Origin of the sequence: Streptomyces sp. NPDC051452 (assembly GCF_044454765.1) — a bacterium.
GTDB lineage: Bacteria > Actinomycetota > Actinomycetes > Streptomycetales > Streptomycetaceae > Streptomyces.
The window spans coordinates 1-26118 of sequence record NZ_JBITEB010000013.1 but is presented as its reverse complement, the minus strand read 5'-3'; the positions used below and the strand labels follow the sequence as shown (position 1 = coordinate 26118).

At 71.4% G+C, this 26118-nt stretch carries 15 protein-coding genes, 1 tRNA gene and 1 rRNA gene; 4 read left to right on the top strand and 13 right to left on the bottom strand.

What is annotated here, in order from left to right; all coding sequences use genetic code 11:
- The first annotated feature begins 45 nt into the window (after positions 1–45).
- The 3 genes from ACIBA9_RS26735 to ACIBA9_RS26725 all read left to right on the top strand — a co-directional run bounded on the left by ACIBA9_RS26735 (position 46) and on the right by ACIBA9_RS26725 (position 7007).
- Complete coding sequence (locus ACIBA9_RS26735) at positions 46–5073, top strand: ATP-dependent helicase (RefSeq protein ID WP_399366846.1); 5028 nt, start codon at positions 46–48, stop codon at positions 5071–5073.
- 90 nt (positions 5074–5163) lie between these two features.
- Entirely contained in the window at positions 5164–6009 is an 846-nt protein-coding gene (locus ACIBA9_RS26730; RefSeq protein WP_399366844.1) for an Fpg/Nei family DNA glycosylase, read from the top strand.
- Positions 6010–6242: 233 nt separating this feature from the next.
- On the top strand, positions 6243–7007 hold the full coding sequence (locus ACIBA9_RS26725; RefSeq protein WP_399366842.1) for an SDR family NAD(P)-dependent oxidoreductase: 765 nt from the start codon (positions 6243–6245) through the stop codon (positions 7005–7007).
- Here the strand turns inward: ACIBA9_RS26725 and ACIBA9_RS26720 are convergent.
- The 10 genes from ACIBA9_RS26720 to ACIBA9_RS26675 all read right to left on the bottom strand — a co-directional run bounded on the left by ACIBA9_RS26720 (position 6955) and on the right by ACIBA9_RS26675 (position 21885).
- On the bottom strand, positions 6955–7251 hold the full coding sequence (locus tag ACIBA9_RS26720) for a hypothetical protein (protein ID WP_399366840.1): 297 nt from the start codon (positions 7249–7251) through the stop codon (positions 6955–6957). The genes ACIBA9_RS26725 and ACIBA9_RS26720 overlap by 53 nt on opposite strands.
- A gap of 126 nt (positions 7252–7377) precedes the next feature.
- Positions 7378–7848 (bottom strand): DNA starvation/stationary phase protection protein, encoded by a 471-nt coding sequence (locus tag ACIBA9_RS26715; protein WP_362157537.1) that lies wholly within the window; start codon positions 7846–7848, stop codon positions 7378–7380.
- Between the two features lie 159 nt (positions 7849–8007).
- On the bottom strand, positions 8008–8382 hold the full coding sequence (locus tag ACIBA9_RS26710; RefSeq protein ID WP_362157535.1) for a helix-turn-helix transcriptional regulator: 375 nt from the start codon (positions 8380–8382) through the stop codon (positions 8008–8010).
- 109 nt (positions 8383–8491) lie between these two features.
- Complete coding sequence (locus ACIBA9_RS26705; protein WP_399366837.1) at positions 8492–9037, bottom strand: CinA family protein; 546 nt, start codon at positions 9035–9037, stop codon at positions 8492–8494.
- Positions 9034–9864 (bottom strand): CDP-diacylglycerol--glycerol-3-phosphate 3-phosphatidyltransferase, encoded by an 831-nt coding sequence (gene pgsA / locus ACIBA9_RS26700; protein ID WP_399366835.1) that lies wholly within the window; start codon positions 9862–9864, stop codon positions 9034–9036. Before pgsA ends, ACIBA9_RS26705 begins: the two co-directional genes overlap by 4 nt.
- The gene (gene rimO, locus ACIBA9_RS26695) at positions 9861–11333 is read right to left on the bottom strand and encodes a 30S ribosomal protein S12 methylthiotransferase RimO (protein ID WP_399366833.1); all 1473 of its coding nucleotides are present in this window, start codon (positions 11331–11333) and stop codon (positions 9861–9863) included. Before rimO ends, pgsA begins: the two co-directional genes overlap by 4 nt.
- A gap of 94 nt (positions 11334–11427) precedes the next feature.
- Positions 11428–12270, bottom strand: coding sequence for a helix-turn-helix domain-containing protein (locus ACIBA9_RS26690; RefSeq protein ID WP_399366831.1), 843 nt, complete (start codon positions 12268–12270; stop codon positions 11428–11430).
- A 284-nt stretch (positions 12271–12554) separates the two neighbouring features.
- Entirely contained in the window at positions 12555–15338 is a 2784-nt protein-coding gene (locus ACIBA9_RS26685) for a DNA translocase FtsK (protein ID WP_399366829.1), read from the bottom strand.
- A gap of 124 nt (positions 15339–15462) precedes the next feature.
- Positions 15463–16143, bottom strand: a complete 681-nt coding sequence (locus tag ACIBA9_RS26680; protein WP_393899066.1) for a two-component system response regulator — start codon at positions 16141–16143, stop codon at positions 15463–15465.
- Positions 16144–16425: 282 nt separating this feature from the next.
- Positions 16426–21885: a HAMP domain-containing protein gene (locus tag ACIBA9_RS26675; protein ID WP_399366827.1), complete on the bottom strand. Its 5460-nt coding sequence runs from the start codon at positions 21883–21885 to the stop codon at positions 16426–16428.
- A 408-nt stretch (positions 21886–22293) separates the two neighbouring features.
- Here ACIBA9_RS26675 and ACIBA9_RS26670 point away from each other — a divergent pair, with 408 nt between their 5' ends.
- Positions 22294–25053, top strand: a complete 2760-nt coding sequence (locus ACIBA9_RS26670; protein ID WP_399366825.1) for a SpoIIE family protein phosphatase — start codon at positions 22294–22296, stop codon at positions 25051–25053.
- A gap of 40 nt (positions 25054–25093) precedes the next feature.
- Here ACIBA9_RS26670 and ACIBA9_RS26665 read toward each other — a convergent pair.
- The 3 genes from ACIBA9_RS26665 to rrf all read right to left on the bottom strand — a co-directional run.
- Positions 25094–25166: transfer RNA gene (locus ACIBA9_RS26665), tRNA-Thr, on the bottom strand.
- Between the two features lie 83 nt (positions 25167–25249).
- On the bottom strand, positions 25250–25912 hold the full coding sequence (locus tag ACIBA9_RS26660) for a DegT/DnrJ/EryC1/StrS family aminotransferase (protein ID WP_399367075.1): 663 nt from the start codon (positions 25910–25912) through the stop codon (positions 25250–25252).
- 113 nt (positions 25913–26025) lie between these two features.
- Positions 26026–26118, bottom strand: a 5S ribosomal RNA gene (gene rrf / locus ACIBA9_RS26655); the annotation flags it as partial.

Below are 26118 nucleotides of genomic sequence, written 5' to 3'. Positions count from 1 at the left end.
GTGCAGGTCAGCGCGTTTGTCAGTGGGTGGGTGCAGGATGGACGCATGGTCAGCTCCGCACATCGAGCCCTCGACGGCTTCTCGCCCGCGACCCGCGGCTGGTTCACGGGGGCGTTTCCCGCGCCCACCGCGGCCCAGGCGGGCGCGTGGCAGGCCATCGGTGCGGGCTCGGACGTGCTGGTGGTCGCCCCGACCGGTTCCGGCAAGACGCTGGCCGCGTTCCTGGCCGCCCTGGACCAGCTGGCCTCGGCCCCGCCCCCGGCCGACCCGAAGAAGCGCTGCCGGGTGCTGTACGTGTCTCCGCTGAAGGCCCTCGCGGTCGACGTCGAGCGCAACCTCCGCAGCCCGCTGACCGGTATCCGCCAGGAGTCCGTGCGCCTCGGTCTGCCCGAGCCCGAGGTCCGGGTCGGCATCCGTTCCGGCGACACCCCGCCGGCGGAGCGGCGCGCCCTGTCCACGCGGCCGCCGGACATCCTGATCACCACCCCCGAGTCGCTGTTCTTGATGCTGACCTCGGCCGCGCGTGACGCGCTGACGGGCGTGGAGACCGTGATCCTGGACGAGGTGCACGCGGTCGCCGGCACCAAGCGCGGAGCCCACCTCGCGCTCTCTTTGGAGCGGCTGGACGAACTGCTGCCGCGGCCGGCCCGCCGTATCGGTCTGTCGGCCACCGTGCGCCCGGTGGACGAGATCGCCCGCTATCTGTCGCCGCGCCGCAAGGTGGAGATCGTCCAGCCGAAGGCCGGCAAGGAGTTCGACCTCTCCGTGGTGGTCCCGGTCGAGGACATGGGGGAGCTGGCGGGCGCTCCGGCGGCCGACGCATCGGACGGCGGGGAGCGGCCTTCGATCTGGCCGCATGTGGAGGAGCGGATCGCCGACCTGGTCCAGTCCCACCGGTCCACGATCGTGTTCGCCAACTCCCGGCGGCTGGCCGAGCGGCTCTGCAACCGGCTCAACGAGATCGCTTACGAGCGCGCCACGGGCGAGTCTCTGGAGGAGCACCACTCCCCCGCCGAGCTGATGGGCGGATCGGGAGCGGCCCAGGGCGCTCCGCCGGTGATCGCCCGCGCGCACCACGGTTCGGTTTCCAAGGAACAGCGGGCCCTGGTGGAGGAGGATCTGAAGGCGGGCCGGCTGCCCGCCGTGGTCGCCACGTCCAGCCTGGAGCTGGGCATCGACATGGGCGCCGTGGATCTCGTCGTCCAGGTCGAGTCCCCGCCGTCGGTGGCCTCCGGGCTCCAGCGCGTCGGCCGCGCGGGGCATCAGGTGGGCGCCGTCTCCACCGGCGTGGTCTTCCCCAAGTACCGGGGTGACCTCGTACAGGCCGCCGTGGTCACCGAGCGGATGCGTTCGGGCTCCATCGAGTCCCTGAAGGTGCCCGCCAACCCGCTGGACGTGCTCGCGCAGCAAGTGGTCGCCATGACGGCGCTGGACACCTGGCAGTTCGACGATCTGCTCGCGGTGGTCCGCCGCGCGGCTCCCTTCGCCTCGCTGCCCGAGTCGGCCTTCACGGCGGTCCTGGACATGCTCGCGGGCCGCTATCCGTCCGACGCGTTCGCGGAGCTGCGCCCGCGCGTGGTGTGGGACCGCGTGGCCGGGACCGTCACCGGCCGGCCGGGCGCCCAGCGGCTCGCCGTCACGTCCGGCGGCACGATCCCCGACCGTGGCCTGTTCGGAGTCTTCCTCGCCGGTTCCGACCCCAAGAAGGGCGGCGGTCGGGTCGGTGAGCTGGACGAGGAGATGGTCTACGAGTCCCGGGTGGGGGACGTCTTCACGCTGGGCACGAGTTCCTGGCGCATCGTGGACATCACCCGCGACCGGGTCCTGGTCTCCCCCGCACCCGGCGTGCCCGGCCGGCTGCCGTTCTGGAAGGGCGACCAGCTGGGCCGCCCGCTGGAACTGGGCCGCGCGGTGGGCGCGTTCCTGCGCGAGATCGGCTCGCTGGCCAAGGACGACGCCCGGCTGCGCCTGCTCAGCGCGGGTCTGGACGCCTGGGCCGTGGACAACGTCCTGTCGTACCTGGACGAGCAGCGCGAGGCCTGCGGGCATGTGCCGGACGACCGTACGATCGTCGTGGAGCGCTTCCGGGACGAGCTGGGCGACTGGCGGGTCGTCGTGCACTCCCCGTTCGGCGCCCAGGTCCACGCCCCCTGGGCCCTCGCCCTCGGTGCCCGCCTGTCCGAGCGGTACGGCATGGACGCGCAGGTCATGCACGCCGACGACGGCATCGTGCTGCGCCTGCCCGACGCCGACCTGATGGGCCTGGACCTGCTCGACCGGGAGCCGGCGCGGACCGGCACCGAGTTCGACGGCGAGCAGGCGCCCGTAGGCGCGGGGGACGTCGTCTTCGACAAGGGCGAGGTCGACCAGGTGGTCACCGACCAGGTCGGCGGCTCGGCCTTGTTCGCCTCCCGGTTCCGTGAGTGCGCGGCCCGCGCGCTGCTGCTGCCGCGTCGCAACCCCGGCAAGCGCACCCCGCTGTGGCAGCAGCGCCAGCGGGCGGCCCAGCTGCTCCAGGTGGCGAGCGAGTTCGGCTCGTTCCCGATCGTGCTGGAAGCGGTCCGCGAATGCCTCCAGGACGTGTTCGACGTCCCCGGGCTCGTCGAGCTGATGGGTGACATCGAGTCCCGCAAGGTGCGCCTGGTGGAGGTCACCACTCCGGAGCCGTCGCCGTTCGCCCGGTCCCTGCTCTTCGGGTATGTCGCGCAGTTCCTGTACGAGGGCGACTCCCCGCTCGCCGAGCGCCGCGCCGCCGCGCTCTCCCTGGACTCCAGGCTGCTGGCGGAGCTGTTGGGCCAGGCGGAGCTGCGCGAACTGCTCGACGCGGAGGTGCTGACCGAGCTGGAGCGGGAGCTGCAGTGGCTCACCGACGACCGCCGCGTCAAGGACGTGGAGGGAGTCGCCGACGTCCTGCGGGTGCTCGGTCCGCTGACCGACGCCGAGCTGCTCGCGCGGGGCGCGGACCATCACTGGGCGCGGGAGCTGGCCGGTGCCCGCCGGGCCATCAAGGTCCGCATCGCCGGCGCCGAGTACTGGGCGGCCGTCGAGGACGCGGGCCGGTTGCGTGACGCGCTCGGCACGGCGTTGCCGGTCGGCGTCCCCGAGGCGTTCACCGAACCGGTCAAGGACCCGCTGGGTGACCTCCTCGCCCGATACGCCCGTACCCACGGCCCGTTCACGTCGGCCACCGCCGCGGACCGCTTCGGCCTGGGCGTCGCGGTCACCGAGGGCGCCTTGCAGCGGCTGGCGGCGAACAGCCGGGTGGTGCAGGGCGAGTTCCATCCGGCGGGCATCGGCCAGGAGTGGTGCGACGCGGCCGTACTGCGCCGCCTGCGCCGCCGTTCCCTCGCGGCGCTGCGGCATGAACTTGAGCCCGTGCCACCGGCCGCGCTCGCCCAGTTCCTGCCGCAGTGGCAGCACATCGGAAAGGGGCACGGGCTGCGGGGGGTCGACGGACTGGTGCGTGCCGTCGAGCAGTTGCAGGGCGCCTCCGTGCCCGCGTCCGCGCTGGAAAAGCTGGTCCTCCCCTCGCGGGTGGCGAACTACACCGCGTCGATGCTGGACGAGTTGACCGCGGCGGGCGAGGTGGTGTGGGCCGGCGCGGGCGCCCTGCCGGGCAAGGACGGCTGGGTCTCCCTCTATCTGGCCGACACGGCCCCGCTGCTGCTGCCGCCGCCGCACCCGCTGGAGCTGACCGCTCTTCACCGGTCCGTCCTCGACGCCCTCTCCGGTGGCTACGGCCTGTTCTTCCGCCAGATCGCCGACCAGGTCCGGGCCACCACCCATCCCGAGGCGACCGACTCCCAACTGGCCGACACCCTGTGGGACCTGGCCTGGTCGGGCCGGCTCACCAACGACACCCTGGCCCCCATGCGTGCCCTGCTGGGCTCGGGCCGCACGGCGGGCTCGACGGCCCACCGCGCCAAACGCGGTGTACCGCGCGGGCGTTACGGCTCCCTGACGGCCGCGGCCCGCTCCGTGTCCCGCACCGGTCCCCCGACCGTCGCCGGACGCTGGTCGCTGCTGCCCTCCGCCGAACCGGACGCCACCGTACGCGCGCACGCGCGGGCCCGCAGCCTGCTCGACCGGCACGGCGTGGTCACCCGGGGAGCGGTGGCCGCGGAGGGAGTCGAGGGAGGCTTCTCGGCGGTGTACCGCGTGCTGTCGGTCTTCGAGGAGAGCGGCCAGGCCCGGCGCGGTTACGTGGTCGAGGGGCTCGGCGCAGCCCAGTTCGCCATGGACGGTGCCGTGGACCGCCTCCGCGCCGTGTCCAACGCCCGTGAACGGGGCGAGGCCCTGCCCGCCCCCGGCCCGGGCAACGGCTTCGCCGTCCCGGCTCTGTCCGACGGGTTCGCCGAGCAGGGCTTCCCGGCCGACTTCGGTGTCCCGGGCGGTGCCGGAACCGACGGCTCCCCACACGGTCGCGACGGATCCCCGTACGGCCACACGGGCGCCGGCGTCTTCGACGGCGCCGACGGGGGCTTCGCCCATCCCGGCCTCGACGGCGACTTCGTCTGGCCGCCGCCGGACCAGCCCACCGCCGCCGGCGACCACGCCTCCCCGCGCGACCTCGCCGACCCCTTCGCCTCCCCCGGCTACGGTGGCCCCCGAGGAGGCCCGGCCGCCGGCTACGGTCCGGGGCGGAACCGGGGCTACGGCTACGGCCGGACGCCGTCACCCGAGTCGCGTGCCGTGGTCCTCGCCGCGGCCGACCCCGCGAACGCCTACGGCGCCGCTCTGCCGTGGCCCGAGCCGCCGACCGAGGCCGGACACAAGCCCGGCCGCAAGGCGGGTTCGCTGGTCGTCCTGGTGGAGGGGGAGCTGACGCTGTACATGGAGCGCGGCGGCAAGACGCTGCTGGCCTGGCCCGCCGGCCCCGACGTCGCCACCGCGGACGACCCGCGCCTTGGTACGGCGGCCGAAGCCCTGGCCGCGGCCGCCCGCGCCGGTTCCCTCGGCACGGTCACGGTCGAGCGGATCAACGGCGCCCAGGCGCTGACCTCTCCCGTGGGGTCGCTCCTGGAGGCGGCCGGGTTCGTCGCGACACCGCGCGGCCTGCGCCTGAGAGCGTGACCGGCCCCATGCCTCGCCCTGTCACGCCACCGCGGCACCCCCGACCCCGCCACGCCCGCGCCGGCACCCCCGCCGTGGCACCCTTGAGCCATGCCCGAAGGTGACACGGTCTGGCAGGCCGCGCGACGGCTGCACGAGGCCTTGGCCGGCAAGGCACTGACCCTCAGCGACTTCCGGGTGCCGAAGTACGCGACGGTGGACCTCTCCGGCCGCAGGGTCCTCGACACGATCGCGCGCGGCAAACACCTGCTCACCCGGTTCGAGGGCGGGCTGACCCTGCACTCCCACCTGCGTATGGAGGGGGCGTGGAAGGTGTACGGCACGGGCGAGCGCTGGCGGGGCGGACCGGCGTACCAGATCCGGATGATCCTCGGCACCGCCGACCGCACGGCCGTCGGCTACCGTCTGCCGGTGCTGGAACTGATGCGCACGACCGAGGAGGAACAGGCCGTCGGCCACCTGGGGCCCGACCTCCTCGGCCCCGACTGGGACCCGGAACGCGCCCTGGCCAACCTCCTCGCGGACCCCGGCCGCCAGCTCGGTGAGGCGCTGCTGGACCAGCGCATCCTGGCCGGGATCGGCAACGTCTACAAGAGTGAGCTGTGCTTCCTGCTCGGCGTGACGCCCTGGCTGCCGGTCGGCGCGCTGCCGGCCGACCGCGCCGAGCAGCTGCCCGCCCTCGCCCAGCGGCTGCTGGAGATGAACCGCGAGCGCCCGGTCCGGCAGACCACGGGCCTGCCCCGGCAGGACCTGTTCGTCTACGGCCGCGCGTCCCGTCCCTGTCTGCGCTGCCGCACCCCGGTCCGGGTAGCCGACCAGGGCGACGGCTCCCAGGACCGCCCCACCTACTGGTGCCCCACCTGCCAGGCGGGCCCCGCCCCCGCGCCGGGCTCACCTCAACGATGGCGCGACCGCTACCCCCGCCGCACCGCCTGACCGCCGACCCGCCCGACCGCCTGACCCACCGCGCCCTCTGACGCCCCGCCCCGACACCCCGCACCCCCTCCGGCACCGCACACCCTCTGACCCACCGCCCCTCCGACACCCCGCGCCCCACACACCACTAGGTACCCGGCAGCCAAGCCATCCCGCCGCCCAACCCATCCACCGAACGAACCGAACACGCACGACAATTGACGCACCGTCAGATTGCCTCGTACCGTCCCCTCATGCCCCTCACGGCGTACGACCTCACCGGGCGCACCGCGTTCGTGACCGGAGCCGCCGGCGGCATCGGCCGGGCATCGGCCGTCCTGCTCGCCGAGGCCGGCGCGACGGTGCACTGTGCGGACCGGGACGGCGACGGTCTGCGCGACACGGCGGCGCTGATCAAGGACGGTGGCGGCACGGCCCATGTCCATGTGCTCGACGTCACCGACCGGGCCCGGCTCGGCGAGGCGGTCCGGTCCTGCGGAAGCCTTCACGTGCTCGCGGCCATCGCCGGGATCATGCACAGCAGCACCGTCCTGGAGACCCGGGACGAGGATCTCGACCGGGTGCTGGACGTCAATTTCAAGGGCGTCCTGCACTCCTGCCAGGAGGCGGCCCGGCTGATGCTCGCCCGCGAGATCCACGGCAGCATCGTCACCATGGCCTCCGGCGCGGTCGACACGGGCGGCGCCGGACTGCTCTGCTACGGCGCGGCGAAGGCGGCCGTGGTGCAGCTGACCCGAACGCTGGCGACCGAGGTCGGCCGGTACGGCATTCGGGTGAACGCGGTAGCGCCCGGCTGGATCCGCACCCCCATGACCGACCGGCACGACCGCGCCGCGCAGGCCCACACCGAGGCGGCGATGACCCGGGTGACCCCGCTGGGCCGGGTCGGCGAGCCGGATGACGTCGCCCACGCCGTGCTGTACCTGGCGTCGGAGGCGTCGGCGTTCATGACAGGTCAGATCCTTCGCCCGAACGGAGGTGTGGCAATGCCTTGGTGAGGGCACCCCGGCGCCAGGCGCCTCTCCAGCGGCCGGCCGACAGGGCACCGGTCGCACCACCCTTGGGCACACAGTGCACCGGAAGCAGGCTCAGCCCCCAGCCACCGGCCACCACGGCCCCTTCCAGCACGCCCGCGTCCTCCCCCAGCGCGAGCCGCAGCGCGGCCCACCACCACAGCGCCCCCAGCCCCAGGGCGGCTCCCCAGCGCACCGCCGACCCCCTGCGCACTATTCGCCCCACCATGCCCGCCATCACCTCCTGCCGGACGCTAGCCGGTGCTCTGGGCCACCGAGAGGGCGCATCGAGGGCACACGGGCGCAGACCGTGCCCGCCCCGGGGACGGGCCGGTTCATCGGGGCGTGGGCGGCATCAGGCGTGCTCCGCCTGGAACATCCAGTGATGCTTCTCGAGGTCCGCCGTGATCCCGATGAAGATGTCCTGGGACACGGGGTCCGGCTCACCGGTCGCCTCCACCCGCTCCCGCATCCGGGTGATCACCGCGCCGAGCGCCTCCACCATCGCGCCGACCGCGTCCGTGTCCTTGATCCAGCCGGCGTCGGCGGTCGCGATGCCGCTTCCGGCGGCCACCGTTGCGGCGCGTCCGTCGGGCGACACTCCCAGGGCCGAGGCACGCTCGGCGACCGTGTCGGAGTGGGTGCGGGCGGAGCCGACGACCTCGTCGAGCTGGAGGTGGATGGAGCGGAAGCGGGGGCCGACGACGTTCCAGTGGATCTGCTTGGCGACCAGCGACAGGTCCACGAGGTCCACCAGGGCGCCCTGCAGCGCCTCGGACACGGTCTTGAGGTCCGCGTCGGCCAACGGGCTCTTCACGACGTACATCCGTTTCCTCCGATGCTGGGGCGCACCTCACGTCCCTCCACCATGACCGCAGGGTCCGGCACCGGCAACGCGAAAGCCCCGGCCCGCTTCCCAGGTCTCCCTGGTGAAAGCCGACCGAGGCGTCGTTCGTATCGGGTCGCTAGGCCGCGCGCGCGTGGGTCACGCGGCGACCACGTCCACCGCCTCCGCGGGTGCCTTGATGGTCACCCGTTCCGGTGGCACACCGGTCACCGACACGGAACCCAGCATCGGACGGACCGACGCGGGCACGGGATCGGTGGCTCGGGCGGACTGGGCCAGTTCGGCGAGCGCCAGCTCGTCGCTCACTTCTCGCATGAGTTCCGACATCCGTACGTCCAGCGCGTCGCAGATGGCGGAGAGCAGCTCGGAGGAAGCCTCCTTCTGCCCCCGCTCCACCTCGGAGAGATAGCCGAGTGAGACTCGGGCGGACGAGGAGACTTCGCGCAGAGTACGGCCCTGGCGTTGGCGCTGCCGACGCAGCACGTCACCCAGTAGGCGACGGAGCAGAATCATCGGTGGCTCCCTCCTCGGACCGCGTAGCCGCATCCTTCTCGCCCCACCGTACCGCCTTGCGCCGCGGCCGTGCGGGGAGCGATGTCGTGTTCACTCAGGGCTGCAAACATCAAAACCCCCCGTTCCGTTCCGTATCCTGTGTCCGCTCATTCCCGGTCTGTTCGCCCGCCAGCCGCTCCAGCAGCAGCGCGAGTACGCTCCGTACACTCTCCATACGAATTTCCGCACGGCTGCCGTTCAACCGCAGGGCCTCGACTTTTCCGCCACCGGCAGAACCGGCGAGGGCGGTCGCGGGGCCGTCGACGGCGACGAAGACGGTACCGACGGGCTTGCCGTCCTGCGGATCGGGGCCCGCCACACCGGTGGTCGCGAGACCCCAGTCGGCGCCCAGGGCCTTGCGCACACCGGCCGCCATCTCCGCGGCGACCTGCGGATCCACCGCTCCGCTCCGCGCCAGCAGGGCGGCGTCGACACCCAACAGCTCGTGCTTGAGCTCGGTCGCGTAGGCGGTCACCGAACCCCGGAACACCTTGGACGCCCCGGGTACCGCGGTGATCTCCGCCGCCACCAGACCACCCGTGAGCGACTCGGCGACGGCAAGGGACTGGCCCATCACTGTCAGTAGTCGCACCGCTTCGGTGGCCGGGGAACTCACGCTTCCTTCTCCTCCAACGCCGCCGCGCGCTCGGCGATTCCCCGCCGCCGCAACACGATGGCCTGTCGTACGTAGTCGAGGCCGGTGACGACGGTGAGGGCGACCGCCGCGGCCATGACCCAGAACCTCAGGCTGGCCAGCCATCCCGTCAGCGCCAGGACGTACATTCCGACGGCCACGCCCTGGACGAGCGTCTTGAGCTTGCCGCCACGGCTGGCGGGAATCACGCCGTAGCGAATGACCAGGAATCGCAGCAGGGTGATACCGATTTCCCGGCCGAGGATCACGGCCGTCACCCACCAGGGCAGGTCGCCCAGGGCGGAGAGACAGATGAGCGCCGCACCCATGATGGCCTTGTCGGCGATGGGGTCGGCGATCTTTCCGAAGTCGGTGACCAGGTTGTAGGTGCGGGCCAGATGTCCGTCGAACAGGTCGGTGATCATGGCGACGGCGAAGGCCGCCCAGGCCAGCGAGCGCCAGGCCGGGTCGTAGCCGCCGTCGGCCAGCATCAGCGCCACGAAGCCGGGCACCAGGACGAGCCGGAGCATGGTCAGCAGATTGGCGACGTTCCAGACGCTGGCCTGGTTGACGGCGGCGGCGGTGATCTTTCCGCCGCGCGCGGGCCTGCCGCCGTCCTCCGAGCCCGCGCGGGGACCCGAAGCGGATCCGGGGAGCCGATCGGCGGGAGCGGAGGTGGAACCGGCGAGCGGGCCGGCGGGAGCTGGGGCGGAACCGGAGACCTCGGAGGCGACGCCGTCGGCGGCGGTGCCCCGGGCGCCCTGGGCGCCGGAGGAGCCGCCCGCGGCGGATGCCGGGACTCCGGTCATCTGCCCGCCTCCTCACTACACGCGAGCGAGCCGGTCAGCGGCTCGGCCACCAGATCGACGCCTTCGGTGCCGACCACCTTCGCCTCGACCATACGTCCGACGCTCAGACCGGCGCCGCTCGTGAGCAGCACCTGGCCGTCCGTCTCCGGCGCCTGGTGCGCCGCGCGGCCGTAGACGCCCTCCGTCTCGTCCACGGACTCCACCAGGACGTGCACGCTCTCGCCGACGCGCTCCTCGGCGCGCTGCGAGACCAGCTCCTCGGCGAGCCGGGAGATGTGGGCCAGGCGCTCGGCGACGACGTCCTCGTCCAGCTTGTGGTCGTACGTCGCCGCCTCCGTGCCCTCCTCGTCGGAGTAACCGAAGACACCGATCGCGTCCAGCCGGGCCCCGTTGAGGAAGCGCTCCAGTTCGGCCAGGTCGGACTCGCTCTCGCCGGGGAAGCCGACGATGAAGTTGGAGCGCACGCCCGCCTGGGGGGCCTTGCCGCGGATCGTGTCGAGCAGCTCCAGGAAGCGGTCGGTGTCGCCGAAGCGGCGCATGGCCCGCAGCACGTCCGGCGCGGAGTGCTGGAAGGACAGGTCGAAGTAGGGGGTGACCTTGGGGGTGGAGGTCAGTACGTCGATGAGGCCGGGACGCATCTCGGCCGGCTGCAGGTAGCTCACGCGGACCCGCTCGATGCCGTCGACCTCGGCCAGCTCCGGCAGCAGGGACTCCAGCAGGCGGATGTCGCCCAGGTCCTTGCCGTAGGAGGTGTTGTTCTCGGAGACCAGCATGACCTCCTTCACGCCCTGCTCGGCCAGCCAGCGGGTCTCGTTGAGCACGTCGCTGGGGCGGCGGGAGATGAAGGAGCCACGGAAGGACGGGATGGCGCAGAAGGAGCAGCGCCGGTCGCAGCCGGAGGCGAGCTTGACCGAGGCGACCGGGGAGCCGCCCAGGCGCCGACGCAGGGGCGCGCGCGGGCCGGAGGCGGGCGCCACACCGTCGGGCAGGTCGGCCGGGCCGTGCCCGGGCAGGGCGACGGAGGCGGCGGAGTCCTGGCGCTCGGCCGGGCTGATGGGCAGCAGCTTGCGGCGGTCGCGGGGGGTGTGGGCGGCGTGGATGCCGCCGGACAGGATGGTCTGCAGGCGGCCGGAGATGTCCGCGTAGTCGTCGAAGCCGAGCACGCCGTCGGCCTCGGGCAGGGCCTCGGCCAGTTCCTTGCCGTACCGCTCGGCCATGCAGCCGACCGCCACGACGGCCTGGGTTCTTCCGTGGTCCTTGAGGTCGTTGGCCTCCAGGAGGGCGTCCACGGAGTCCTTCTTGGCGGCTTCGACGAAGCCACAGGTGTTGACCACGGCGACGTCGGCGTCCGCGGCGTCGTCGACGAGCTGCCAGCCGTCCGCCTCCAAACGGCCTGCGAGCTCCTCGGAATCCACCTCGTTACGAGCGCAGCCGAGAGTGACGAGTGCGACGGTACGGCGTTCAGGCATGGGCTCAAGACTACTTTGTCTCGCCGACACCCCATGTCGACGGGGTTGGCCGATCGTGGCCGACCCCGTCACATTCGCTGTCTGCCCGGGTGTCTCATCCGGCCTGGGGGTCGCCCTTGGTGTATGTCAGGCGCTGCACCGAGCCCTGGTGGAAGTTGTCCTCGATCTTCTTGCCGTTGACGTAGAGCTGGATGGCGCCCGCGTCACCGAGGATCAGGTTGATCTTGGAGCTGTCCTGGAAGGTCTTGGACTCGCCCTTCTTCAGCAGTCCGTCGAAGAGCATCCGGCCGTTGTGGTCCTTGGCCGAGATCCAGCTGCGTCCGCTGGGCGCGCTGACCTGGACGGTGACCTTGTCCTGGGGCGCGGCGGCGATGGCGCTGTCGGTGGGCTCGCCGGCCGGCACGGCGGGCTTCTCCTTCAACGGGGTGGGGGTGGCCGACTTGCTGACGGCGGGGCTGGCGGCGTCGGCGACCTGTGACTTGGCGTCGTTGTCGGCGCCGCCGCCCTTGAACGCGGTGAACCCGACGAAGCCGATCACGACGACGATCGCGGCGACCATCGCCGCGGTCCAGTTCGGCCCGCGCCGCTCGGGCCGGATCCGCTCCGCCTCGAACAGGGGTGCGGCCGGGGTGGGTGCGGGTCGGCCGCCGCGCTCGGCGTCGAATTGCGCGATCAGGGGTTCGGGATCGGCGTGGACGGCCTTGGCCAGCGTGCGGATGTGCCCGCGGGCGTACACGTCGCCGCCACAGGGGCCGTAGTCGTCGGCCTCGATGGCGTGCACGATGGCGATGCGGACACGAGTGGCGCTGCTGACATCGTCCACGGTGAGTCCGGCCGCGATCCGCGCCTGCTGCAGGGCGCGGCCCACGGAGGCACGGGCTTCCTGGGACTCGTCTCGGAATGGACGCTCGTCTTCAGGGGAGTTGCCGAGGGACACGGGGGCGCCTTTCGAGCGTGTAGCCACCTGTGCTGGAAGCTCAGTCTAGGGGGGGTACGAAAGGGTGAGGCAACCGGGCGGTCGTACTTTGTACGTCATCGGAACGCCCGAAATTCCGATCGTTGGACAAGCAGATACCCCGGGATGAGGCGCCTACCTGTCCTCTCGCTCAACTGGACGTACGACAAAGGGAAACGGTTGCCCGCCCGTCTCTAACAGGTGTGTCACGGCGATGCCGCCATCCGGTGGAACGTCCTGGGCCGAACGGCCCACAAGGTTCACCCCTAGGACTCCCCGCGGATGACCGCGAGCACTCCGTCCAGCTCGTCGGGCTTCACCAGAACGTCACGTGCCTTGGATCCCTCACTTGGCCCCACGATGTTGCGGGACTCCATGAGATCCATGAGCCTGCCCGCCTTCGCGAAGCCCACCCGCAGCTTGCGCTGGAGCATCGACGTCGACCCGAACTGGGTGGAGACGACCAGTTCGGCCGCCTGGCACAGCAGGTCGAGGTCGTCGCCGATGTCCTCGTCGATCTCCTTCTTCTGCTTGGTGCCCACGGTGACGTCGTCCCGGAAGACCGGCGCCATCTGGTCCTTGCAGTGCTGGACGACGACCTCGACCTCCGCCTCGGTCACGAACGCGCCCTGCATACGGGTCGGCTTGTTGGCGCCCATCGGCAGGAACAGCCCGTCGCCCTTGCCGATCAGCTTCTCGGCGCCGGGCTGGTCGAGGATGACCCGGGAGTCGGCCAGCGAGGAGGTGGCGAAGGCCAGCCGGGAGGGCACGTTGGCCTTGATCAGACCGGTGACCACGTCGACCGACGGGCGCTGGGTGGCGAGCACCAGGTGGATGCCGGCCGCGCGCGCGAGCTGCGTGATGCGCACGATGGAGTCCTCGACGTCGCGGGGGGCGACCATCATGAGGTCGGCCAGCTCGTCCACGATCACCAGCAGATACGGGTACGGGTGCAACTCGCGCTCGCTGCCCTCGGGCGGCTTGGCCCTGCCCTCGCGCACCGCGCGGTTGAAGTCGTCGATGTGCCGGTAGCCGTAGGCCGCGAGGTCGTCGTAGCGCAGGTCCATCTCGCGTACGACCCACTGCAGGGCCTCGGCCGCCCGCTTGGGGTTGGTGATGATCGGCGTGATCAGGTGCGGGATGCCCTCGTACGCGGTCAGCTCGACGCGCTTGGGGTCGACCAGGATCATCCGGACGTCCTCCGGGGTCGCCCGCATCATGATCGAGGTGATCAGGCAGTTGATGCAGGACGACTTGCCGGAGCCCGTCGCGCCGGCGACCAGCATGTGCGGCATCTTCGCCAGCGAGTGCATCACGTACCCGCCCTCGACGTCCTTGCCGAAGGCGACGAGCATCGGGTCGTCGTCCTCTGCGGACTCCGCGAGGCGCAGTACGTCGCCGAGGTTGACCATCTCCCGGTCGGTGTTCGGGATCTCGATGCCCACCGCCGACTTGCCCGGGATCGGGCTGATGATCCGGACGTCGGGGCTGGCCACCGCGTAGGCGATGTTCTTGGTCAGTGCCGTGATCCGCTCGACCTTCACGGCGGGGCCCAGCTCGACCTCGTAGCGCGTGACCGTCGGACCGCGGGTGAAGCCGGTGACGGCCGCGTCCACCTTGAACTCGGTGAAGACCTGGGTGAGCGAGGCGACGACGGCGTCGTTGGCGGCGCTGCGCGCCTTGCCGGGACCGCCGCGCGTCAGCAGGTCCAGGGCGGGCAGCGCGTAGGTGACGTCCCCGGACAGCTGGAGCTGCTCCGCGCGCGCGGGCAGCTCGCGGGGCAGCTCCGGGGCCTTCTTGGTGAGGTCGGGGACGCTGCCGGTGGGGGTCTTGCCCTGCCGGGGGCGCGCGGCGGGGACCGGCGCCGGGTCGCGGACGGGCTCGGGGGCCGGCGCGGCCTCGGGCTCCGGCGCGGGCGACGGCGTGGGCACCGGCGTGGTGTCCTCGCGCTCGCCGGGGCCGACGCCCTGGGTGAGGTCTGCGACGAGTGGGGACGGCGGCATGCCGTGCAGGACGGCGCCGTCGAGCGCGGCAGCGGCGGCGGACGCGACGTCGACGGCGTCCATCCGCCGTCGCGGGTCGGGCTGCGGGACGGCGGAGCGCCGGGGGCGGCCGCGGCGCCGCGAGAGGGCCTCCTCCTCGGCTTCGTCGGTGTCGTACGCCGGCGGGGCGCCGGAGCGCTTGCGGGGGCGCGCGGGCAGCGCCTCACGCCACTGCTCGTCGTAGCGCTCGTCCTCCTCGGTGGCTTCCGCCTCCTCGTGGTCGTGCAGGAGGCCGAGGCTGACGCCCAGGGCGCGCAGCCGCTGCGGGATGGCGTTGACCGGGGTGGCGGTCACCACGAGCAGACCGAAGACCGTCAACAGCACCAGCAGGGGTACGGCGAGCACGTCGCTCATCGTGTACGTCAGCGGGGTCGCCGCCGCCCAGCCGATGAGACCGCCGGCGTCCCTTATGGCCTGCATGCCGTGGCTGCGGGCCGGCGAGCCGCAGGCGATGTGGACCTGGCCGAGCACACCGATGACGAGCGCGGAGAGGCCGATCACGATCCGGCCGTTCGCCTCCGGCTGCTCGGGATGCCGGACGAACCGTACGGCGATCACCGCGAGCAGTATCGGAACGAGCAGGTCGAGCCGGCCGAAGGCGCCGGTGACCAGGATCTCCACCAGGTCGCCGACCGGGCCCTTCAGGTCGGCCCAGGTGCCGGCGGCGACGATCAGGGCGATGGCGAACAGCAGCAGCGCCACGCCGTCCTTGCGGTGGGCCGGGTCGAGGTTCCTCGCTCCCTGCCCTATGCCCCGGAAGACGGCGCCGACGGCGTGCGCGAGACCCAGCCAGAGGGCGCGCACGAGCCGGTACACGCCCCCCGTGGGGCTGGGCGCCGGCCGGGCCGGCGCGGACTTGCGCACCGCCTTCCTGGGGGGCGCCTTCTTCGCGGGCGCCCTCTTGGCGGGAGCCTTCTTCGCGACGGCCTTCCGCGCCGCGGCCTTCGCGGGAGCGACCGCCTTCTTCGCGGGCGGCGGCTTCTTGGCTGCGGAGGGACGTGAGGCCATGAGTGTGAGGTTACCGGGGGAGACGACAGCGGACACGTGTGCCCACTGCTTCACCCGTACGTGTCGCCCCTGCCGGGGCACGGAACTGACGCGTCCTCATGGACAAGTGCGGTCCCCGTCCACCTCAGTTCTGCATGGGCAGGGCGGAGCCGCCGGCGCCCGTGCCCGGCTCCAGGGCGTCGAGCGCCCGGCGCAACCCGGTGAGTTTGCGCTCCAGATGAGCCGCCGTGGCCACCGCGGCCGCGTCCGCCGAGTCGTCGTCCAGCTGCTTGGACAGCGCCTCGGCCTGCTCCTCGACGGCCGCCAGCCGCGCGGACAGCTCGGCGAGCAGCCCGGCGGACTCCTTGCCGCCGACCGCGCCCTTGCCGCCGCCCTCCAACTGCAGTCGCAGCAGCGCCGCCTGCTCCCGCAGCTGGCAGTTCTTCATGTACAGCTCGACGAAGACGGACACCTTCGCGCGCAGCACCCACGGGTCGAACGGCTTGGAGATGTAGTCCACCGCGCCCGCCGCATAGCCCCGGAAGGTGTGATGCGGTCCGTGATTGATCGCCGTGAGGAAGATGATCGGGATGTCCCGGGTCCGCTCACGCCGCTTGATGTGCGCCGCGGTCTCGAAACCGTCCATGCCCGGCATCTGGACGTCCAGCAGAATGACCGCGAAATCGTCAGTGAGCAGCGCTTTGAGCGCCTCCTCCCCGGACGATGCCCGAACCAGCGTCTGATCGAGCGCAGAGAGGATGGCCTCCAGCGCCAGCAGATTCTCCGGCCGGTCATCGACCAGGAGGATCTTGGCCTTCTGCACCATGGCCCGCCCTCCTCGCCCCGGCGGTACGCCGGGCGCCGCCCCAGGGGACGACTCCCTTTCGCCGCCCGTCCTTGTGCCGGTCATCGTAGCCGCACCCCGCGCCTCGCCACACCCTGTCACCGTGATGTCACTGTGCACAGAGCGGAAACGCGGCGGGGGCACGGATGGTTCCCGGAATCCGGGATTCCCGCACGCTCACCACTCCCGCGCTCCGACAACTCCCGGCACCCACCCAGAGTTCCCGTGCCGTTCACGCCCGCTCGACCGCCCCCTTCGTCACGGTCACCGCGCCTCCATCCACTGCCGCATCACCGCCAGCAGGTGATCGGGGTCGACCGGCTTGGTGACGTAGTCGGAAGCGCCCGACTCGATCGCCTTCTCCCGGTCGCCCTTCATCGCCTTGGCGGTCAGCGCGATGATCGGCAGCCCCGCGAACTGCGGCATCCTGCGGATCGCCGTGGTCGTGGCGTACCCGTCCATCTCCGGCATCATGATGTCCATCAGCACGACCGCCACGTCGTCGTGCTGCTCCAGCACCTCGACACCCTCGCGGCCGTTCTCGGCGTACAGCACGGACAGCCCGTGCTGCTCCAGGACGCTGGTCAGCGCGAACACGTTGCGGATGTCGTCGTCGACGATCAGCACCTTCTCGCCACCGAACCGCACCGCGCGGATCGGCTGCCGGGGGCTCTCGTGCGCCGGCGCCGCCGACCACTGCTCGGGCCGCTGCTCGCCCCGCGGCAGGCTCCTGCGCCGGCGCCGGAACAGCGCCGCCGGACCGTTCTGCGTCTCCTGGTACGACTTCACCTCGGCCGGCGTCTCGACCTCCACCGCCGACAGCTCCGAGGACTGCTCGGCCTCGGAGGCGACCAGCTCGCCGGCCTCCAGCGGGGCCACGGACTGCTGATAGCCCTGCGGCGGCAGCTCGCTCGGGTGCAGCGGCAGGTACAGCGTGAACGTCGACCCGCGACCCGGTTCGCTCTGGGCGTGGATCTCGCCCCCGAGCAGCTGCGCGATCTCCCGCGAGATCGACAGCCCGAGCCCGGTGCCGCCGTACTTGCGGCTGGTCGTGCCGTCCGCCTGCTTGAACGCCTCAAAGATCACCCGCATCTTGCTGGCCGCGATGCCGATACCCGTGTCGGTCACCGAGAACGCGATCAGCTCGCCGTCCGGATCCGTCAGCGAACCCGCCTCCAGCAACTGCTCGCGGATCTTGTGCGGCACGTTCGAGCCGGCGGGCCGGATCACCAGCTCCACCGACCCGGAATCGGTGAACTTCACCGCGTTGGACAGCAGGTTGCGCAGCACCTGGAGCAGCCGCTGCTCGTCGGTGTGCAGGGTCGCCGGCAGCTCCGGCGAGACCCGCACGGACAGATCCAGGCCCTTCTCGGCGGTCAGCGGCCGGAAGGTGGCCTCCACGTAGTCCACCAGCTGGACGAGCGCGATCCGCGTCGGCGAGACGTCCATCTTGCCCGCCTCGACCTTCGACAGATCGAGGATGTCGTTGATCAGCTGCAACAGGTCGGAGCCTGCGCCGTGAATGGTCTCGGCGAACTCCACCTGCTTTGGGGAGAGGTTGCCCTCGGCGTTGTCGGCCAGCAGCTTCGCCAGGATCAGCAGCGAGTTCAGCGGCGTGCGCAGCTCGTGCGACATGTTGGCGAGGAACTCGCTCTTGTACCGCATCGACACCGCGAGCTGCTCGGCCCGCTCCTCCAGGACCTGCCGCGCCTCCTCGATCTCGGTGTTCTTCACCTCGATGTCCCGGTTCTGCCGCGCCAGCAGCTCCGCCTTCTCCTCCAACTCGGCGTTGGACGCCTGCAGCGCCTTCTGCCGGTTCTCCAACTCCGCCGACCGCTCCCGCAGTTGCTCCGTCAGCTCCTGCGACTGCTTCAGCAGCAGCTCGGTCTTGGTGTTGACCGAGATGGTGTTGACGCTGGTCGCGATCATCTCGGCGATCTGGTTGAGGAAGTCCCTCTGGATCTGCGTGAACGGCGTGAACGAGGCCAGCTCGATCACCCCGAGCACCGTGCCCTCGAACAGCACCGGCAACACGATCACCTGCGCCGGCGGGGCCTCGCCGAGCCCGGAGGAGATCCGCAGATAGCCACTGGGCGCGTTCTCCACCAGCACCGTACGCCGCTCCATCGCGGCCGTGCCCACCAGCGCCTCACCGGGCCGGAACGACGTCGGCATGGAGCCCATCGAGTAGCCGTACGAGCCCAGCATCCGCAGCTCGTAGGCCTCCTCCCCGTCGGCCGCGTCCGCACCGTCCACCGGCGGCATCGCCACGAAGAACGCGCCGTGCTGCGCGGAGACCACCGGCGTCAGCTCGCTCATGATCAGCGAGGCCACGTCCTCCAGGTCCCGCCGCCCCTGCATCAGCGCGGAGATACGGGCGAGGTTGCCCTTGAGCCAGTCCTGTTCCTTGTTGGCGATCGTGGTGTCCCGCAGGTTGGCGATCATCTTGTTGATGTAGTCCTGCAGTTCCTGGATCTCGCCGGACGCGTCCACGTCGATCTTCAGGTTCAAATCGCCACGGGTCACCGCGGTCGCCACGCGCGCGATGGCCCGCACCTGCCGGGTCAGGTTCCCGGCCATCTCGTTCACCGACTCGGTCAGATCCCGCCAGGTGCCGTCGACGTCACGCACGCGTGCCTGACCGCCGAGCTGCCCCTCGGTGCCCACCTCACGGGCCACCCGAGTGACCTCCTCGGCGAAGCTGGACAGCTGGTCGACCATCGTGTTGATCGTCGTCTTCAGCTCGAGGATCTCGCCCCGCGCGTCGATGTCGATCTTCTTCGTCAGATCACCCTTGGCGATGGCCGTGGTGACCATGGCGATGTTGCGCACCTGACCGGTCAGGTTGGACGCCATCTGGTTCACGGACTCGGTGAGGTCCTTCCAGGTGCCGGCCACCCCCGGCACATGCGCCTGCCCGCCCAGGATGCCGTCCGTACCCACCTCGCGGGCCACCTTGGTGACCTGGTCGGCGAACGAACTCAGCGTCTTGACCATGGTGTTGATGGTGTCGGCGAGCTGGGCGACCTCACCACTGGCCTCGATCGTCACCTGCCGCGTCAGGTCACCGTTGGCGACCGCCGCCGCCACCTGGGAGATGTTGCGCACCTGCATGGTCAGGTTGTTGGCCATCAGGTTGACGTTGTTGCTGAGGTCCTTCCAGATGCCGGTGACGCCCGGCACGTGCGCCTGGCCGCCCAGGATGCCCTCGGTGCCCACCTCGCGGGCCACCCGGGTCACCTGCTCGGCGAAGCTCGACAGCTGGTCGACCATCGTGTTGACCGTCGTGACGAGTTCGAGGATCTCGCCCTTCGCGTCGACGGTGATCTTCTTGGACAGGTCGCCCTTGGCCACCGCGGTGGTCACCTCGGCGATGTTGCGCACCTGGATCGTCAGGTTGTTCGCCATGAAGTTCACCGACTGGGTGAGGTCCTTCCAGGTGCCGGAGACGCCCTGGACCTCGGCCTGGCCGCCCAGCATGCCCTCGGTGCCCACCTCACGGGCCACCCGGGTGACCTCCTGGGCGAACGACGACAGCTGGTCGACCATCGTGTTCAGGGTGTTCTTCAGCTCCAGGATCTCCCCGCGCGCGTCCACGGTGATCTTCTGGGAGAGATCACCACGGGCCACGGCGGTGGCGACCTGGGCGATGTTGCGCACCTGGGCGGTGAGGTTGCCGGCCATGCCGTTCACGGAGTCGGTCAGGTCCCGCCACACACCGGCGACACCCGGCACCTGCGCCTGCCCGCCGAGACGGCCCTCGGTACCCACGTCCCGGGCGACCCGGGTCACCTGGTCGGCGAAGGCGGACAGCTGGTCGACCATCGTGTTGATCGTGTTCTTCAGCTCGAGGATCTCCCCGCGCGCGTCCACGTCGATCTTCTGCGACAGGTCACCGCGCGCCACGGCGGTCGTCACCTGGGCGATCTGCCGCACCTGGGAGGTGAGGTTCCCGGCCATGAAGTTGACGGAGTCCGTCAGCTCCTTCCAGGTCCCCGAGACGCCGTCCACCCGCGCCTGACCGCCGAGACGGCCCTCCGTGCCCACGTCCCGCGCCATCCGCGTCACCTGGTCGGCGAACGAGGACAGCTGGTCCACCATCCGGTTCACGGTGTTCTTCAGCTGGAGCATCTCGCCGGAGACGTCCACGGTGACCTTCTGCGACAGATCACCGTTGGCCACCGCCGTGGTCACCTGGGCGATGTTGCGCACCTGCCCGGTCAGGTTGCGGAACGCGGTGTTGACGGAGTCCGTCAGGTCCTTCCACGTGCCGGCCGCGCCCGGCACCTGCGCCTGGCCGCCCAGCTCGCCCTCGACGCCGATCTCCCGCGCGACCCGCGTCACCTCGGCACCGAACGCCGAGAGCTGGTCCACCATGCCGTTGACGGTGTTCTTCAGTTCCAGCATCTCGCCGGCCACATCCACGGTGACCTTCTGCGACAGATCACCGCTGGCCACCGCGGTCGTCACCGCCGCGATGTCGCGCACCTGCGTGGTCAGGTTCCGGAAGACGGTGTTGACGGAGTCGGTCAGGTCCTTCCACGTACCGGCCGCGCCCGGCACGTTCGCCTGCCCGCCGAGCCGCCCCTCGGCACCGACCTCGTTCGCCACCCGCGTGACCTCGTCGGCGAAGATCCGCAGCGTCTCGGTCATCTGGTTGATCGTCTCGGCGAGCTGCGCCACCTCGCCACGCGCCGGAACCGTCACCTTCTGTGACAGGTCACCGCTGGCGACAGCCGTCGTGACCTGCGAGATCCCCCGCACCTGCGCGGTCAGGTTGCCCGCCATCGTGTTGACGGAGTCGGTCAGCTCCTTCCACACGCCGGCCACCCCGGGCACCCGCGCCTGGCCGCCCAGGATGCCCTCGGTGCCCACCTCCCGGGCCACCCGCGTGACCTCGGAGGAGAAGGACGACAGCTGGTCCACCATCGTGTTGACGGTGTTCTTCAGCTCCAGCATCTCGCCGGCGACATGCACGGTCACCTTGCGCGACAGATCACCCTTGGCGACCGCCGTCGTCACCAGCGCGATGTCCCGCACCTGCGCCGTCAGCCGGTACGCCATGGTGTTGACGGACTCGGTCAGGTCCTTCCACGAACCCGACATACCGCGCACCTGGGCCTGGCCGCCGAGCTTGCCCTCGGTGCCCACCTCGCTGGCCACGCGCGTGACCTCGTCCGTGAACGTCGACAACTGATCGACCAGGTTGTTGACCGTGCGGCCGACCTTAAGGAACTCACCGCGCAGCGGATGCCCCGTACCGCCGTCCGCCGCCTGCGTCCGCAACTCCATCCGCGGCGACAGATCACCCTCGGCGACCGCGGTGAGCACCCGGCTGACCTCGGAGACGGGCCAGACGAGATCGTCCACCAGCGCGTTGGAGTTGTCGATGGCGGTCGCCCAGGAGCCCTCGCTGGCCCCCGTCTCCAGCCGCTCGGTGAGCTTTCCCTCACGTCCCACCATGCGCCGCACCCGCGACAGCTCACCGGTCAGATGCAGATTCCGGTCCGCCACCTCGTTGAAGACGGCCGCGATCTCCGACATCACGCCGTCCCCGGACACCGTGAGCCGCTTGCGGAAGTTCCCGTCCCGCATCGAGACGAGAGCGGCCAGCAGCCGGTTCAGGGCAGCTGTGTCCACGGCGGTCGTGCCGCCGCTCCTGCCCAGGGACGGTCCGCCCTTCGCGCGCGTCTTAGTACTCCGCGTCGCCGCGCCAGACTCCACTGTGTCCCTCCCGGAGGGGTAGACCGTTACTGCTGTGCTCGGCCGCTTCGGCGCCGGTCTGCCGTCAAGCGGCATCCCGATCGCCTCCGCGTACCGGTTACTGCTGCGTATCCCGCCGGACGAGGTCCGGCCGCACCAGAGGCTGCTGCCCAGCGTGCGGGGAGCGCACGCGGCGCGACCCGACCTTCATCACAAGCTTGCCCAGTGTTTCACCCCGGCCGAACCAGGCCATAACAGTTCGGCAGCTTCGCACACCGTCCGCACACCTCGGGGGTAAACACCGTCGACCGGCATCCGCTCGGACGGCGAAGGTAAGTAACCTTGCATGCGGCTGTCCAGCCGCACCGGTCCGACCGGCCTGGGCGGTGGCACCAGAACGAGCGGGCATCGGAGGGGCGGCCGCAGACCATGACCACCGGAGTGATCCCCGGGGGACCGCCCCCGGAGCCACAACCGCCGGACGAGCCCCTGCCGCGGCAGCGGCACGAGCCGTCCGGCCCCGGAGACCAGCACGTCGACAACCGGCCGAGGAGTCTTGTGATCACCGCGCGCGCGGCCGCCACGTTCGAGCCCGTCGGACGGTCCGTGGCGACCGCCCGGGCCTTCGTCCGCGACACGCTCCAGGGCTGGGGCCTCGCCGACATCGTCGACGACGCGGTCGTCCTGACCAGCGAACTGGTGACGAACGCCGTCGTCCACGCGGGCACGCACGCCGAGGTGCTGTGCCTGCGCACCGAGGACGGGGTACGCGTCGAGGTCGCCGACCGCTACCCCGAGCGCGAGGTCCCCCTGCAGCAGGAGGCCATCTCCCTGGGCCACCCCGACCGGGAGGGCGGACGCGGCCTCCAGCTCTGCGCGGCCCTGGCCACCCGCTGGGGCGTGGACTACACGCCCACCGCCAAGAGCGTCTGGTTCCAGCTCAGCCCGCCCGAACGCGCCGTCGGCACCCGCACCGCCGGGCCGTCCCTGCCCGCCGCTCTCCTCCCGCTGGCCGACGGCCGGGTCCGGGTCGCGGTCCTCCAGGTCGACCGCAAGGGCACCGTCAGCGCCTGGAACGAGGACGCCGAGGAGGTCTTCGGCTACCCGGCGGGCGAGGTCATCGGCAGACCCCTCACCGACCTTGCGGCCTGGCCGCACACCCCAGGAACCAGCACCGGGGTCGCCGAGGCGCTCCAGCTCTCGCGTTGGGAGGGCAGCTACGGCATTCGCGGCGCCGACGGCCGGGTGGTCCAGGTGTACGCCTCCCACCTCAGGGTCCGCGACACCGGCGGCGAGCCCTCCACCGTCTGCCTGCTGGTGCGCGACCAGGAACGCGCCGTCCTGCAGTCGCCCTCGCGCGTCCCGGCCACCGACCAGCCGCAGTCCCCCGACGGGCCGAACACCGACCCCTTCGAGGTGTTCATCGGTTCCCCCGCCCCCGACGACCTCGACGGCCTGCTGCAGCGCACGGTCGAACGTGCCCGCGACATGCTCGACGCCGACTCCGCGTTCCTGCTGCTCGCCACCGACGACGAGACGGAACTGGAGGTCCGCGCCTCCACCGGCCTGCCCTCGGCCCGCCAGCGTTTCGCCCGCGTCCCCGTCGAAGTCGGGCCGGGCCGCTACAGCTCCGCGCGCATGCCCGCCGTACACGACGACCTCGCCGCCGTCCCCGGCGCCGTACCGCTGCTCGCCGGCACCGGCATGCGCTCGGTCGTCACCGTCCCGCTCAAGGTCGAGGGTCGTCTCACCGGCTCGCTGGGCGTGGCCGCCGAGGCACCGGGCCGGTACTCCAACGAGGAGGCTCTGCGCCTGCAGTTCGCCGCCGACCGGATCGCCCTGGCCGTGGAGTCGGCCCGCCTGGGCGAGTTGGAGCGGCTGCGCCGGGGGTCCCTGAGCTTCCTGGTCGAGGCCTCCGACCTGCTGGCCGGCACCCTGGACCGCGACCAGACACTGGCCCTGATGGCCCAGATGACGGTCCCCACCCTGGCCACCTGGTGCGCCGTGTACACGATCGCCGACCAGGCCTCCGACCCCTACCTGTCCTACGTCCTGCACGAGGACGAGGAACTCATCGACGGCATCAAGTCGTTGTTGTCGAAGGTCGCCCCGCCCGATCCGGTACCGACCCCCGGCGCCCGTGTGTGGACCGCCCCAGCCGAGGTCGCCCACCAGGCGGCCCTGCGCAGCTCCATGCGCAGCCTCGGCCTGTCCGGCGGCTCCACCCGCCAGGTCGCCCCGGGCATCGGCCCGACGCTGGCGACGGCCGCCGCGGTCGGCGGCGAGACGGTCGTGCTGCCACTGGTGGCCCGCAACCGTGTCATCGGCATGCTGACCCTCGGCAAGCCGACCGACGAGCACTTCCGCCAGGAGATCCTGGAACTCGCCGAGGACCTGAGCCGCCGGGCCGCCCTCGCCCTGGACAACGCCCGTCTGTACTCGGAGCGCACGGCCATCAGCCAGGCCCTCCAGCGCAGTCTGCTGCCGCCCGGCACACCGCACATCGACGGCGTCGAGGTGGAGGTCATCTACCGTGCGGCCGGCGAGGGCAACGAGGTCGGCGGCGACTTCTACGACGTCTTCCCCATCGGTGACGCGGCCTACGGCTTCGCCATCGGCGACGTCTGCGGTACGGGCCCCAACGCGGCGGCGGTCACCGGCCTGGCCCGGCACGCCCTGCGGCTGCTGGCCCGCGAGGGGCTGAGCGGCCCGGCGGTGCTGGAGCGGCTGAACTCCGCGATTCTCGACGAGGGCGACCGCAGCCGCTTCCTGACGCTGCTCTACGGCGAGTTGCGTCCGCAGCCGGGCGGCGGTGTGGAACTGAAGATGGTCTGCGCGGGCCATCCGCTCCCGCTGCGCCTGCGCCAGGACGGCACGGTGGACGCGGCGGCCGAACCGCAGCCCCTGCTGGGCGTCATGGAGGATCTGGAGCTGTACGAGGAGACGTTCACGCTCGACCCGGGTGACGTGCTGCTCTGCGTCACCGACGGCGTCACCGAACGCCGGGAGGGCACGCGCATGCTGGGCGACGACGGCCTGGCCGACGTCCTCACCACCTGCACGGGTCTGACGGCGGGCGCGGTGGCGGCGCGCATCATGCGCGCGGTGGAGCGCTTCGCGTCGGACGCGCCCTCCGACGACATGGCGATCCTGGCGATGCGGGTCCCGGAAATCCGCCCGGAGGCATGAGAAAGGCCCCACCCGAATTCGGGTGGGGCCTTTCCGGCGGAGCCCCCAAACGGAATCGAACCGTTGACCTTCTCCTTACCATGGAGACGCTCTACCAACTGAGCTATAGGGGCCTGTCGTTTCGGGGTTTCCCCCGCGGCGACGAAGAAACTGTACCCCGAAGGGGCCCGGGTTCCCAAATGCGTTCGGCGACCGCTCAGAAGGCGGGCTGAAGCAGTCCTCCGAGGGCATTGCAGGCGGACACGACGCGCTGCATGTCCCGCTTGGTGAGCGAGGCGTCGACGGGCAGTGCGAGTGTCTCGTCGGCGGCCCGTTCGGTCTGCGGCAGCGACACGCACCGCCGGAACTCCGGCAGCCGGTGCACGGGGGTCTTCACCGGCACCCGGCACTCGACTCCCCTGGCCCGCACGGCGCGCGCGAACGCGTCCCGGTCCGGCCGGCCGTTGCCCGGGACGCGCACCACGTACTGCTGGTAGGTGTGCCCGTCGCTGCCGTCCGGCGTCCGTACTCCCTTGAGCCGGGCGTCGAGGTACGCGGCACGCTCCCTGCGCTGCGCCGTCTCGTCGTACGGCACCTCGGACTCGCCCTGTTCGAGCACCAGCAGCCCGTGCCGCCGGCCGAGCGCGTGCAACCGCTCGATACAGGGCCGCCGTCCGAAGCGGTGTACGACAACGACCGCCGCGCTGCGCGGGGTTACGGCGGCCTCGACCGCGTCCGGGTCGAGGCAGTAGGTCAGCGGATCTATGTCGGCGAACGCCGGGAGCGCGCCGACCAGGGTCACGGCCTCGGCCACCTCGACGTTGCCGAAGGCCGGGACGACGACCTCGTCACCGGCTCCGACGCCGGCGGCCCTGAGCATTGCTGCGGTTCCCATGCCTGGGATGCTGGGTGCGCAACGTGAACGACGCGTTAAGCGAACCAAAAAAAGGTCGGACCCTGAACCGAAGTTCAGGATCCGACCTTTGAAGAATTGTTCGGCGGCGTCCTACTCTCCCACAGGGTCCCCCCTGCAGTACCATCGGCGCTGTGAGGCTTAGCTTCCGGGTTCGGTATGTAACCGGGCGT